This window comes from Oxalobacteraceae bacterium OTU3CAMAD1 (assembly GCA_024123915.1).
In the GTDB taxonomy this organism is placed as follows: Bacteria; Pseudomonadota; Gammaproteobacteria; order Burkholderiales; family Burkholderiaceae_D; genus Rugamonas.
Genome location: CP099650.1, coordinates 3,367,521 through 3,379,150, shown reverse-complemented (window position 1 = coordinate 3,379,150; position 11,630 = coordinate 3,367,521). Strand labels below are relative to the sequence as shown.

The 11,630-nt window shown below is 65.3% G+C and carries 13 protein-coding genes; 9 read left to right on the top strand and 4 right to left on the bottom strand.

The window, feature by feature from the left end; all coding sequences use genetic code 11:
• Positions 1–3 precede the first annotated feature (3 nt).
• From NHH88_14665 to NHH88_14650, 4 genes are read right to left on the bottom strand one after another with little or no spacing between them, the layout of a single operon-like run.
• A complete protein-coding gene (locus tag NHH88_14665; GenBank protein USX16959.1) occupies positions 4–276 on the bottom strand; it encodes a flagellar biosynthetic protein FliQ in 273 nt (90 codons plus the stop codon).
• A 24-nt stretch (positions 277–300) separates the two neighbouring features.
• Entirely contained in the window at positions 301–1,077 is a 777-nt protein-coding gene (gene fliP, locus NHH88_14660; GenBank protein ID USX16958.1) for a flagellar type III secretion system pore protein FliP, read from the bottom strand.
• A complete protein-coding gene (locus NHH88_14655) occupies positions 1,074–1,445 on the bottom strand; it encodes a FliM/FliN family flagellar motor switch protein (protein USX16957.1) in 372 nt (123 codons plus the stop codon). The genes fliP and NHH88_14655 overlap by 4 nt, the downstream gene beginning before the upstream one ends.
• 4 nt (positions 1,446–1,449) lie before the next feature.
• Positions 1,450–2,331 carry a FliM/FliN family flagellar motor C-terminal domain-containing protein gene (locus tag NHH88_14650; protein USX16956.1) on the bottom strand — a complete coding sequence of 294 codons (882 nt, stop codon included), beginning with the start codon at positions 2,329–2,331 and terminating at the stop codon, positions 1,450–1,452.
• A gap of 670 nt (positions 2,332–3,001) precedes the next feature.
• On the opposite strand from NHH88_14650, the gene NHH88_14645 reads away from it, so the two are divergent.
• From NHH88_14645 to NHH88_14605, 9 genes are all read left to right on the top strand, one after another.
• Positions 3,002–3,367 carry a flagellar hook-basal body complex protein FliE gene (locus NHH88_14645; GenBank protein ID USX16955.1) on the top strand — a complete coding sequence of 122 codons (366 nt, stop codon included), beginning with the start codon at positions 3,002–3,004 and terminating at the stop codon, positions 3,365–3,367.
• 75 nt (positions 3,368–3,442) lie between these two features.
• The gene (gene fliF, locus NHH88_14640; GenBank protein USX16954.1) at positions 3,443–5,203 is read left to right on the top strand and encodes a flagellar M-ring protein FliF; all 1,761 of its coding nucleotides are present in this window, start codon (positions 3,443–3,445) and stop codon (positions 5,201–5,203) included.
• Positions 5,187–6,230: a flagellar motor switch protein FliG gene (locus NHH88_14635; GenBank protein ID USX16953.1), complete on the top strand. Its 1,044-nt coding sequence runs from the start codon at positions 5,187–5,189 to the stop codon at positions 6,228–6,230. The genes fliF and NHH88_14635 overlap by 17 nt, the downstream gene beginning before the upstream one ends.
• The gene (locus tag NHH88_14630; GenBank protein ID USX16952.1) at positions 6,227–6,937 is read left to right on the top strand and encodes a flagellar assembly protein H; all 711 of its coding nucleotides are present in this window, start codon (positions 6,227–6,229) and stop codon (positions 6,935–6,937) included. Before NHH88_14635 ends, NHH88_14630 begins: the two co-directional genes overlap by 4 nt.
• A 41-nt stretch (positions 6,938–6,978) precedes the next feature.
• Positions 6,979–8,244: a flagellar protein export ATPase FliI gene (fliI, locus tag NHH88_14625; protein USX16951.1), complete on the top strand. Its 1,266-nt coding sequence runs from the start codon at positions 6,979–6,981 to the stop codon at positions 8,242–8,244.
• Positions 8,241–8,681 (top strand): flagellar export protein FliJ, encoded by a 441-nt coding sequence (gene fliJ, locus NHH88_14620; GenBank protein ID USX16950.1) that lies wholly within the window; start codon positions 8,241–8,243, stop codon positions 8,679–8,681. Before fliI ends, fliJ begins: the two co-directional genes overlap by 4 nt.
• 179 nt (positions 8,682–8,860) lie before the next feature.
• The gene (gene fliD / locus NHH88_14615) at positions 8,861–10,276 is read left to right on the top strand and encodes a flagellar filament capping protein FliD (GenBank protein ID USX16949.1); all 1,416 of its coding nucleotides are present in this window, start codon (positions 8,861–8,863) and stop codon (positions 10,274–10,276) included.
• 57 nt (positions 10,277–10,333) lie between these two features.
• Positions 10,334–10,723 (top strand): flagellar export chaperone FliS, encoded by a 390-nt coding sequence (gene fliS, locus NHH88_14610; protein USX16948.1) that lies wholly within the window; start codon positions 10,334–10,336, stop codon positions 10,721–10,723.
• Between the two features lie 31 nt (positions 10,724–10,754).
• On the top strand, positions 10,755–11,033 hold the full coding sequence (locus NHH88_14605) for a hypothetical protein (protein ID USX16947.1): 279 nt from the start codon (positions 10,755–10,757) through the stop codon (positions 11,031–11,033).
• Positions 11,034–11,630: the final 597 nt, after the last annotated feature.

The following is an 11,630-nucleotide window of genomic DNA, read 5'->3' as shown; positions in this document are numbered from 1 at the left end:
CCGCTAGCCGACCAGGGTGGCGGCGCGGGTGAAAATGGAGACGCAGAAGTCCATCAGGTAGCCGGCCATCCAGCGGCCCATCAAAATGATGGCCAGCAGGGTGACCAGCAACCTGGGCAGGAAACTGAGCGTCTGTTCGTTGATTTGCGTGGCCGCCTGCACCAGCGCCACCAGCAAGCCCATGATCAGGCCGGGCACCACCAGCAGGATCACCAGCAGCATGACGATATGCAGCGATTCGACCACCAGGTCGACGGCAACTTCGGGAGTCAGCATGGTTTGCCTATCTCAATACACTATCTAATACGCCTGCACGCTGGTGACGAGCGTGTTGACGGTCAGGGTCCAGCCGTCGACCAGCACGAACAGCAGCAGCTTGAACGGCAGCGAGATGACCAGCGGCGACAGCATCATCATACCCATCGCCATCAGCACCGACGACACCACCAGGTCGATCACCAAAAACGGGATGAACAGCATGCAGCCGATCTGGAACGCGGTCTTCAACTCCGACAGCACGAACGCGGCCAGCTTGACCGTGAACGCGTGCTCTGCCGGCGTGGCGACCTTGCCCTCGCCGGCCAGGTGGGCGATCTGCTGCAGCGCGGCCTTGCTCGTTTGCGCCAGCATGAAGCGGGAAATGGGTTTTTCGGCGATTTGCAGCGCCGTCTCCAGGCTGATCTTGTCCTGGTCGTAGGGCACGAAGGCGTCTGTCCAGATCTGGTCGCCGATCGGGCGCATCACCAGCAGCGTCAGGATCAGGGCGACGCCGGTGATCACCCGGTTGGGCAGGCCCTGTTGCAGGCCCAGCGCCTGGCGCAGCAGCGACAAGACGATGACGAAGCGGGTAAAGCTGGTCATCATCATGACCATCACTGGGAGCAAGCCCAGCAACGTCATGATGATCAGGATTTGCATCTTGACCGTCAACTCGGTGCGCGCTCCCGGCACCACGTTGGCCAGCAGGTCGACCGCCTGGGCGGCGCCCGGCGCCAGGGCCAGGGTCAGCCCGGTCGCCACCACGGCGGCGGCGGCGAGGCCGGGCCGGCGCCACCGCGTCGTCACACTCCAGGTCATGGAGTCATCATGTCGAGATTGAGGCCGTCCAGGTCGATGACTTTGAGGCCGTAGTTTTCACCGGCCACCACCACCTCGGCGCGGCCGATGGCGGTGCCGTTGACCTTGATGACCAGCGGTTCGCCGGCCAGCACGTCGAGCTCGACGACGCTGTCCGGGCCGATCGCCATCAACTCCTGCAGCGAGATGCGCGCCGAGCCGACCTCCAGGGTCAACGTCACCGGGATCTTGCGCATCATCGCCGGCAAATCGCGGCGCGGCGCGACGGCCGGCACGTCGGCCAGCTCGGTGCCGACCTGGTCGATGATCATTTCCTCGGACAGGTCTTCCAGCAAGGCGTCGGTGGGGTTGGCTACGTTCATGTTCATCATGTTATTCGACATCTTCAAAGGAGGTTAGACAGAGTTTGCCCTTGTGCTCGGTCACGGCCGCGGTGAACAGCCGGGAATCCTCGAGCAGGACGTCGGCTCTGCTCAGGCTGATGGGGATGACATCGCCCACCTGCAAATCGTAGAGGGTGCCCAGCATCACTTCCTTGCTGGCCAGGCGGCCCGTCAGGCCCACCTGCAGGCGCTGCGCCAGCGGACTGGGGGTCTGGGGTTTCTTGGCGCCGTCGCGGTCGCGCAACAGGCCGCGCAGCACGCTGGCCATCAGGGCCTTGTCGAGCGCGAACCAGAACTGGCCGGTGGCGCCGCTGGCGTTGTCGGCCAGGGTGACGGTGATGGTCCAGTTGCCCTTGGGCGGCGGCGCGCCGGGCGCCGGCTTGAATTCCGCGTCGCCATCGTCGCCGCCTTCGACGGACGGCGCCTTGTCGATCACCGGCAGGTTGAGCTCGATGCGGCCGGCAAGGGTGCCGGCCAACTGTTGCCCCAAAACCACAGCGAGGCGCTCCTCGGTGGCGGTCACGCGCACCGTGTTTTCATCGACCTGGGCGGCACTATTGTCTGACTTGCCACTGCTGCCGTAGCGGAAGTTGAGTACGCTGAGCAACACCTTGCGCTCGAGCGAGAACGAGATGTGGCCGGCCGGGGCCGCAAAACTCAACCAACGGCCGCGCTGTTCGCCGTCGAAACGGGTGAACTGCACGTCCTCGACCCGGAACGCGCCCCAGTAGCGGCGGTTCATGTTCAAACGCATGGCCTGCGTCAGGTCGTCGCGCAACTGGGCCGCGAAGATGTGCAGCAGGTGCACGGGACGCCCCAGCAAGCAAGGGTCCAGAACCTGATGATGCGCGGTCTGTTTTGTGGTTGTCATGTTAGGGCCAGGTCGGGTGTTAGGGCCGGGTCGGATAATTCTTCATACGCTCCATCATCGCACTATCCAGCTAAAAACTGGTTACTTCCAGCGCAAAATTTGGCTCCGTGCAACAGCATAAGGCAAAGTAGGCCCGGATCGCTAGTCGGAGTCTACAGGAAAATTCACATTATTGCTATGGGACAAGTTTTGTCGCAGGATGTTTACGGTGGGCAAATAAACCTTTACAAGAATATTGCCAGCCGGTAAGCTAAACGCAGCCTCATAGAGAGGACGACGCATGGCAAGAAACCTTAACAAACGACCCTTAGTGAATGATTTATAACGGTATTTGCTCTAGGAAAACACTCCCAAAGAGATCCGGAATTGGCAGCGCAAACATTTAACCAGGGTACGCTCAAAACGTGACATTTTCCCGCCGCACAATACCACCCGACACAATTGCTTTCAAGCAATTCACCAGGGTTAGTCCGACAGCGCCATCACTTTCTTTCTTACAAGAGTGTGACATGCAAGATGGATGTGTAGCACGAATGAGATAGAGATAACGCGGCAGAGCCCGGCAATGGACGCCGGGCTTGCCGCATACCGGCAATCTGGATATGGTAGACACGTGGGACCGGCGCGGCATGCAAGCCGCACACGTTGCACGCAACAGGAGGTAACAAGCATGAGTAACGGATTCTCCAGCCTGATTCAGGCCGACCTGGCGTCGTTGACCAACGCCGCGCAAACGCTGGGCAACAGCGCCATCGCCCCGGCCGCCCAGTTCGCCGGCCAGGCCGGCAAGTTCGGTGCGGCCGACGCCAACGCCGGCTTTTCGTTCGCCCAGTCGATGAAGGACGCGATCGGCAAGGTCAACGACGGCGACACCGCCGCCGGCCAGAAGATGGCCGATGTCGACTCCGGCAAGAGCGACGACCTGGTCGGCGCCATGCTGGCCAGCCAGGAAGCGAGCCTGTCGTTCTCGATGCTGATGCAAGTGCGCAACAAGGTGATGGGCGCCGTCGACGAGCTCATCAAGTTGCCGCTGTAAGCGCCGTTAACCCGGCATTAGCCAACACCACCTGTCGCCACACCACCGCGCACCCACAACGCGAAAGCAATCAACGTGATCAACACCATCAAGACCGCCTTTGGTCGCTGGCGCACCAGCCCGGCCGCCATGTCGCTGCCACCGAACCTGCTCAAGAACCTGTATCCGCTGCTGCTGCTGGCGATCGGCGTGACGGCGCTGGTGCTGATGTATCTTTGGAACGACCAGTCCGGCTACAAGCCGGTCTTCGGCGCGCGCGAGAAAGTCTCGGCGTCCGACATGATGACCGTGCTCGACACCGACCACATCCCCTACCGCCTGCATCCGGAGAGCGGCCAGGTGCTGGTGCCGGCGTCGATGCTGGGCAAGGTGCGCATGCTGCTGGCGGCCAAGGGCGTGACCGCCCAGCTGCCCGCCGGCCTCGAACTGATGGACAAGAACGACCCGCTGGGCGTGTCGCAGTTCGTCCAGGACGTGCGCTTCCGCCGCGGCCTGGAAGGCGAACTGGCGCAGTCGATCATGACCATGGACGCCATCGCGCACGCCCGCGTGCACCTGTCGATCGCCAAGTCGACCTCGTTCGTATCGTCCGACGGCGACAAGTCGTCGGCCTCGGTGGTGGTCGCGCTCAAGCCGGGCCGCACCCTGCAGCCCGAAGCGATCGCCGCCGTTGTCAACATGGTGGCCGGCAGCGTGGCCAGCCTCAGCCCGCAGCGCGTGAGCCTGGTCGACCAGACCGGCAACCTGCTGTCGTCGCACATCGACCTGACCGAAGGCTTCGACGCCGGCAGCGCCAGCAACGAAAACGGCAAGCGCATCCAGGACGAGGTCAAGGCCAACGTCAAGAATCTGCTGGGCCCGGTCATCGGCGACGACAACTTCCGCCTGAGCGTGATGGCCGCCGTCGACAACGACAAGATCGAGGAAACGGTGGAGAAATTCGGCGCCGATCCGAAGGTGACCAGCGAAGCGATGCGCGAGGAGCAGGACCGCAACCGCATGGCCATGGGCGTGCCGGGCACCCTGTCGAACCGGCCGCCGCCGGCCAACCCGAATCCGGCCGACGCCGCCAAGCCGGCCACCGACCCGGCCGGCATGGGCGACGGCACGGCGCGCAAGAACGCCACCACGCGCCAGTACGCCTACGACCGCAGCATCACCCAGACCAAACGCAGCCGTGGCCGCCTGCAAAAGCTCAGCGTGGCCGTGGTGCTGGCGCAGGCCGCCGCGCCGACGCCGAAGACCGGCTGGAGCGCCGCCGAGATCGCCAACATCGACAAAATCCTGCGCAACGGCCTGGGCATCGACGCCGAACGCGGCGACCAGCTGGTGGTGTCGGCCATGAACTTCCCGCCGAAGGCGGCCGTCACGCCATGGTGGGAAGAGCGCGACAACATCGTCGACATCAGCTCCTACGTGATCTACGGCGTCGGCCTGCTGCTGGGCTACCTGTTGATCCTGCGTCCGCTGATGCGCCTGGTGACGGTGCGCTTCACGCCCGATCCGAAGGAATTGCAGCGCGTGGCCGCCGAGCGCCGCGCCGCCGAGGCCGCTGCCGTGGCCGCCGCCAAGGAAGCCAAGGACGCCAAGGACGGCGTGCTGCCGGCGCTGGCGGGCGCCGCCGCGCCAGGCACGCCGGGCGCCGCCCCCGCCCTGCCGGGTTCGGCGCAGCCGGGCATGCCGGTGGTGCCGCTGCTGGAGAACTACGATCTGCCGCCACCGGGCTCGGCGGTCGACGTCATGGTCGACCACCTCAAGGTGCTGGCCGCCAAGGAACCGGAACGCGTAGCCGAAGTCGTTAAACAATGGATGCAGAAAAATGGCCGAACTCAATAAACCGCAGGACCCGGACGATTCCGAATACGCCCACGCCGCCAAGCTGTCGCCGGTCGAGCAGGCCGCGATCGTCCTGCTGAGCATTGGCGAGGAGCCGGCCGCCGCCGTGCTGCGCTGCCTGAGCCGCGAGGAATTGCTGGAGGTGACGCAGGTGATGTCGCGCATGAGCGGCATCAAGGTCGAGTCCGTCAAGACGGCGATGCAAACCTTCTTCGACGACTACCGCCAGCAGTCCGGCGTGCACGGCGCCTCGCGCAGCTACCTCAAGCGCTCGCTGGACCTGGCGCTCGGCGGCGACCTCGCCAACACCGTCCTCAACAACATCTACGGCGACGAGCTGCGCCCGAAAATGGCGCGCCTGCAGTGGGCCTCGCCGAAGTGGCTGGCCGAGTACATCTCCAACGAACACGTGCAGATGCAGTCGGTGTTCCTGGCCTTCCTGCCGCCGGCGCTGGCCGGCCAGATCATCGACGCGCTGCCGCAGGAGGGCCGCGACCTGGTGCTGCTGAACCTGGCGCGCCTCGACGAGATCGACCGCGACCTGCTGCAGGAACTCGACGAACTGGTGGTGCGCTGCCTGAGCTCGTTCGACTCGCAAAGCACCAGCGTCGAGGGCATCCGCCAGGCCGCCGAGATCCTCAACCGCCTGCCGGGCAACCGCGCCCAGATGGTCGAGCTGCTGCGCGCCCATGATCCCGAAGTGGTGGCCCAGATCGAGCTGTCGATGTACGACTTCTTCATCCTCGGCAACCAGTCCGAGGTGGCCATCACCCGCATCATCGAGGAAGTGCCGCTGGAGCAATGGGCGATCGCGCTCAAGGGCGCCGAAGTGTCGATCCGCGACGCCGTGCTCAAGACGATGCCGAAACGCCAGGCCCAGGCCTTCGAGGACATGATGCGCCGCGCCGGCCCGATGCCGATGTCGCGCATCGAGCAGACCCGCCAGGAGATCATGGCCACCGTCAAGGCCCTGGCCGACGGCGGCGAGATCGAGATCCAATTGTTCGCAGAACAGGTGGTCGAATGAAGCAATTCCGCGCCTACCGCTTTCCGCCGCTGGCCCAGTTCACCAACCTCGCGCACCAGCGCGCCGTGGCGCAAAGCCACGGCCAGGGCGGCGACGGCGGCGCCCAGTGGGCGGCGTCGGTCAGCGAAGGCTTCGAACAAGGCCAGCGCGACGGTTACGAGATCGGCCTGGCGCGCGGCCAGGAGGACGGCTTCGAGGCCGGCCGCACCGCCGGCCAGGAACAGGGCCGCGAGGAAGGCCGCCACGAAACGCTGGTCGCCTACGACCAGATGGCGCGCCCGGTCGACGCCATGCTCAAGAGCCTGAAGAAGCTGCGCTCGGACTACCGCGCGGCCCAGCGCAAGGAAGTGGTCGACCTGGTGGCCAAGGTGGCGCGCCAGGTGATCCGCGCCGAGCTGGCCTTGCAGCCGGTGCAGCTGATGGCCCTGGTCGAGGAAACGTTGGCATCGATGCCACCGACGCGCGAAGAGATCGACGTCTTCCTCAACCCCGAGGAATTGAAACGCATAGCCGAGCTCGATCCGAAACGTTCCAAGCGCTGGAACCTGATTCCCGACGCCCGCCTGGAAGTGGGCGAGTGCCGCATCAAGGCTGGCGATAATGAAGTCGATGCCGGATGTCATCAACGTCTTGCCGCTGTCATGGAACAGGTCGATAATCAATTGCAGGCGGCCGATGGCGGCGACGAAACGGAGACCGAAGAGTGATCGCTGACGCGTTACGCAATCTCGAGCTGGGCTCCGTGCCCATGGCGACCCCGACGGGCCGCCTGGTCGGCGCGTCCGGTTTGCTGCTCGAGGCCGCCGGGTGCCCGCTGCACACCGGCCAGCGTTGCCAAATCGAGACAGTCGGCGGCGAGTGGCTCGACGCCCAAGTCGTTGGCTTCCGCGACAAGCTTTCCTTTTTGATGCCGTTCAAAAAAGCGGTCGGCCTGACCACGGGCGCGCGCGTGCTGCCCTCCCCTGAAAAAATCAGCCTGCAGATCGGCTCGAGCTGGCTCGGCCGCATGGTCAACGGCCTGGGCGAACCGATCGACGGCCTGGGCAAGCTCAGCGGCGACTTTCCGCTCGACCCGCAGCCGCCGCGCGTGCACCCATTGAAGAAAAAACCGGTCACCGAACCGCTCGACGTCGGCGTGCGCGCCATCAATTCCATGCTGACCCTGGGCAAGGGCCAGCGGGTCGGCCTGATGGCCGGTTCCGGCGTCGGCAAGTCCGTGCTGCTGGGCCTGATGACCCGCCAGACCGTGGCCGACGTGGTGGTGGTGGGCCTGATCGGCGAGCGCTCGCGCGAGGTGCGCGAATTTGTCGACATGTCGCTGGGCAAGGACGGCCTGGCCAAGGCGGTGCTGGTGATCGCCCCGGCCGACGAAAGCCCGCTGATGCGCATCATGGCAACCGAGCTGTGCCATTCGATCGCCGCCCACTACCGCGACCAGGGCAAGAACGTGCTGCTGCTGGTCGACTCGCTGACCCGCTACGCGATGGCAATGCGCGAAGTGGCGCTGGCGCTGGGCGAGCCGCCGGCCACCAAGGGCTATCCGCCGTCGGTGTTCTCGGCGCTGCCGCAGCTGGTCGAGTCGGCCGGCAACGGCGAAAACCAGACCGGCTCGATGAGCGCGATCTACACCGTGCTGGCCGAGGGCGACGACCAGCAGGACCCGGTGGTCGACACCGCCCGCGCCGTGCTCGACGGCCACATCGTGCTGACCCGCGAGCTGGCCGAACGCGGCCACTATCCGGCGATCGACATCGGCGCCTCCATCAGCCGCTGCATGAGCCAGGTCATCACGCAGGAACACATGCTGGCCGCGCGCGCGCTCAAGTCGAGCATGGCGCGCCACAACCGCGTGCGCGACCTGATCCCGCTGGGCGCCTATGTGCCCGGCGCCGATCCGATCACCGACAAGGCGGTCATGCTGCACCCGAAAGTGGAAGATTTTCTGTGCCAGGGCACCAAGGAAGAAGCGCCGTTCGCGCCGTGCGTAAATGAACTTGAAAGGCTGATGACATGAGCCACCAGAATATCCGCAACCTGACCACCCTGGTCGCCCTGCGCAACACCGAGGTCGAGCGCCTGCAGACCGAGATGGCTGAAAAGCAAAACTTGCGCGACCGCTACCAGAAAAACCTGGACCGCCTGACCGGGCTGTACACCAACAGCGGCGCCAGCGGCAACCTGCACCCGGCCCTGGCCGGCAACTGCGGCGACTACAAGCAGGCCGTGATGCAGATGGCCGACAGCCACCGGCTCGACCTGCACATGCACGAGGCCGACATGGCGGTGTCGCAAAAGGCGCTCAACGCCGCCTGGGCCAAGCGCGAGGTGCTGGGCAAGGTGCTGGTCACGCAGCAGAAGGTGGTGCTCAAGGAAAAGGACGCCAAGGAACGCAAGCAGCATGACGACCTGGCAACCCAGGCCTGGCTGCGGGGACAGAAAGCGCCCGTGTAATCTTAACGCCTTGTCACATCAGTTGTCGCGGCGTCATTGATGGGCTTTAGGACACATTCCCGCCCCGGCACGACACATTTGCAACACCAAAAAAAAAGTTAGAAATATTTTCATACGGAAACGATTAGGGTCGCCTTGTATCAAGGTACACTTCATTTATCCTTTCCAGGAGCAAGATCATGGCAGTCATCAGCAGTCCCACCTACGACCCGATCACCACCGCCACCAATCTGGCCAACACCTACGTCGCGGCGTCCAAGCTGCGGCTGGACACGCAGGCGGCCGGCGCCAAGGCGACTGCGGGCGCATTGACCACGCTCGGCTCGGCGTTGAGCGCCTTCCAGAGCGCGCTGCAGGGACTGACCAGCGGCTCGAAGACGGTGACGGCCAACTCGGCCACGATGAGCAACACGGCGGTCGCCACCGCCACCGCCACGTCGAAAGCGGTGGCCGGCACGTACTCCTTCTATGTCGAACAACTGGCCACGGCCGGCCAGGTGTCCTATAACGTCGCCGACAGCGTCGCCACCAACGCCGGCTCGCTCAACATCGCGCTGGCCGACGGCTCGACCTTCCAGGTCGCGCTGACCAACGCCGACAGCGACCTGGACGGCAAGCTGACGGCCAAGGAAATCGCCGCCGCCGTCAACGTCGCCGCCACCAACAATTCGCGCGTGACCGCCTCGACCATGACGGTCAACGGCGTGTCCAAGCTGGTGCTGACGTCGACCAAGACCGGCGCCGACAACGCCGTGGCGTCGATCGACGTCGCCGGCCTGGGCGACCCGGCGCTGCAGGCCGACCTGTCGGCCAAGACCGTGCTCAGCGCGGCAAGCAACGCCATCGTCTGGATCGGCGGCCAAAACGGCACCAAGATCGAGCAAGCCTCCAACACCGTCACCGCCATCGACGACGTCAGCTTCACCGTCACCCAGGCGCAGGCCGCCAACGCCGCGCCGGTGACCCTGACCGTGGCCGCCGACAAGAGCGGCACCGCCGCCAACGTCCAAACCTTCGTGACCGCGTACAACACCCTGCTCGGCGTGATCAACACGCTGACCGCCGCCGGCGACCACACGCCCAAATCGAACACCGACACGACCTCGACCAGTGCCGACGCCGCGTTGTACGGCGACGCCGGCCTGGGCTCGCTGCGCGACCGCCTCAACGCTTCGCTGCGCTCGGTCACCGGCGGCCGCTCGCTGATCAACTTCGGCATCTCGGCGCAGCGCGACGGCACGCTCTCGCTCGACACCGGCCGCCTCGACAAGACCATCGCCACCGATCCGGCCGCGCTCGACGCGCTGTTCGGGCAAGCCAGCGCGGTCGGCGCGGGCACCGGCGTGCTGGGCACGATGAACAAGCTGGTGGGCAGCTGGACCAACGCCGCCAACGGTTTGCTCGGCAGCCGCAAGGAATCGACCACCAAGCTGCAACGCGACATCACCGAGCGCCTGGCGACGGTGGAGGACCAGTTCAACAACGCCTACAAGCGCTATCTGACGCAATTCACCGCGCTGCAACAATTGCAACAGAAGATGACCGGCACCTCGAACCTGTTCACGGCGCTGTTCTCCTCGGACAGCGACAATTAACACTATCCCCCTCCGCGGCAATCGGGCCGCGGAGTTCTTCCCAGTACGGTGAACCCCATGTTGAACCACGAAGCTTATAGCAGTTACCACTCCACCAACCTGGACGCCCAGGTGGCGCGGGCGTCGCCGATCGAACTGGTGCTGGTGCTGACCGACGGCCTGCTCGAGGAGCTGGCGCGCGCGCGCGGCCACATCATCGGCAAGCGGTACGAGCTCAAGGCCGTCAGCCTGAACAAGTGCACCGACATCATCAACGGCCTGTCGAGCTCGCTGGACTTCGACAACGGCGGCGAAGTGGTGGAAAACCTGGGCCGCCTGTACGACTACTGCGCCGGGCGCCTCTACACCGCCGGCGTCAGCCTCGATCCGGCCATCATCGACGAGGTGACCACCTTGCTGACGACCATCAAAAAAGGCTGGCTGGGCGTACAGGCCAAAAATGGATAGGCAGGCGACGTTGCTGCAGATGGCGAAGAAGATGAACGCCGCCATCGCCGCCGAGGATTGGAAATTGCTGGGGGCGATCGACACGCTGGTGGCGGCGACCTTGCCGCAAATGGCGGCCCAGGGAAAATGGAGCGGCGCCGAACGGGCCGCCCTGTCGGCCTTGCATCAAATGCATCAGGAAGCGGTACGCCGTTGCGACCTCGCCACCGAAGACCTGGGGCGTCGTCTGAACGAAATGCAGGCAAACAAGGAGGGGTGGCTGGCCTACTCCCTCGACAGCGAACAAGCAGAAAACGGAATTCAAGCATGAGCATCACAATGAACCGCGTCAACCACGCCGACAAGGCCGCCCAAGCGGCCAAAGCCGATTTCACCGCGCCGGTCGCGGCCAATCGCGGCCAACAGGAGCGCGCCGGCAACACCGCCGCCCCCGCCAGGCAGCCGGCCCACCGCAACGCGGCGGCCGCGAACGCGCACACGAGCCAGGCCGCACCGGCCAAATCGCCTGCCGGCCCGGCCCCGACCAGAAGCGCCCAATCGGGCGCGGGCGCGCAAACCGCCAAAGCCACGCAGTCCGGCAAGACCGCCCCGGCCGCCGAACACGTCGACGAGGCTAGCGCCGACACGCCGGTGGCGGCGCCGTTCGCCCACATGCTCCAACCGGTGGACCTGCCCGCCGCCGGCACGGAAGACAACGCCGCCGCCGCGCCGGTCGCCGACGCCGCCGGCGACACCAACACCGCCGCCGGCACGGATGCCCTGCCGGCGATGATCACCTCAATGCTCAACGCCGGCGCCGCCCCCGGCGGCACCTTGGCCCTGGCCGCCGACGCCCGTGGCGAGACGGTCAGCGCCGTTTCGACGCTGAGCAACTCGGCCACCCGCCTGAACCTGGCCGCCGCCAGCG

Excerpts from the sequence above, each read along its gene's own strand:
- fliJ (USX16950.1), top strand. The coding sequence starts at position 8,241 with ATGAGCCACCAGAATATCCGCAACCTGACCACCCTGGTCGCCCTGCGC.
- NHH88_14645 (USX16955.1), top strand. The coding sequence starts at position 3,002 with ATGAGTAACGGATTCTCCAGCCTGATTCAGGCCGACCTGGCGTCGTTG.
- NHH88_14635 (USX16953.1), top strand. The coding sequence starts at position 5,187 with ATGGCCGAACTCAATAAACCGCAGGACCCGGACGATTCCGAATACGCC.
- fliI (USX16951.1), top strand. The coding sequence starts at position 6,979 with ATGGCGACCCCGACGGGCCGCCTGGTCGGCGCGTCCGGTTTGCTGCTC.
- fliP (USX16958.1), bottom strand. The coding sequence starts at position 1,077 with ATGACCTGGAGTGTGACGACGCGGTGGCGCCGGCCCGGCCTCGCCGCC.
- NHH88_14605 (USX16947.1), top strand. The coding sequence starts at position 10,755 with ATGAACGCCGCCATCGCCGCCGAGGATTGGAAATTGCTGGGGGCGATC.
- NHH88_14650 (USX16956.1), bottom strand. The coding sequence starts at position 2,331 with ATGACAACCACAAAACAGACCGCGCATCATCAGGTTCTGGACCCTTGC.
- NHH88_14630 (USX16952.1), top strand. The coding sequence starts at position 6,227 with ATGAAGCAATTCCGCGCCTACCGCTTTCCGCCGCTGGCCCAGTTCACC.
- NHH88_14655 (USX16957.1), bottom strand. The coding sequence starts at position 1,445 with ATGAACATGAACGTAGCCAACCCCACCGACGCCTTGCTGGAAGACCTG.
- fliD (USX16949.1), top strand. The coding sequence starts at position 8,861 with ATGGCAGTCATCAGCAGTCCCACCTACGACCCGATCACCACCGCCACC.
- fliS (USX16948.1), top strand. The coding sequence starts at position 10,334 with ATGTTGAACCACGAAGCTTATAGCAGTTACCACTCCACCAACCTGGAC.
- NHH88_14665 (USX16959.1), bottom strand. The coding sequence starts at position 276 with ATGCTGACTCCCGAAGTTGCCGTCGACCTGGTGGTCGAATCGCTGCAT.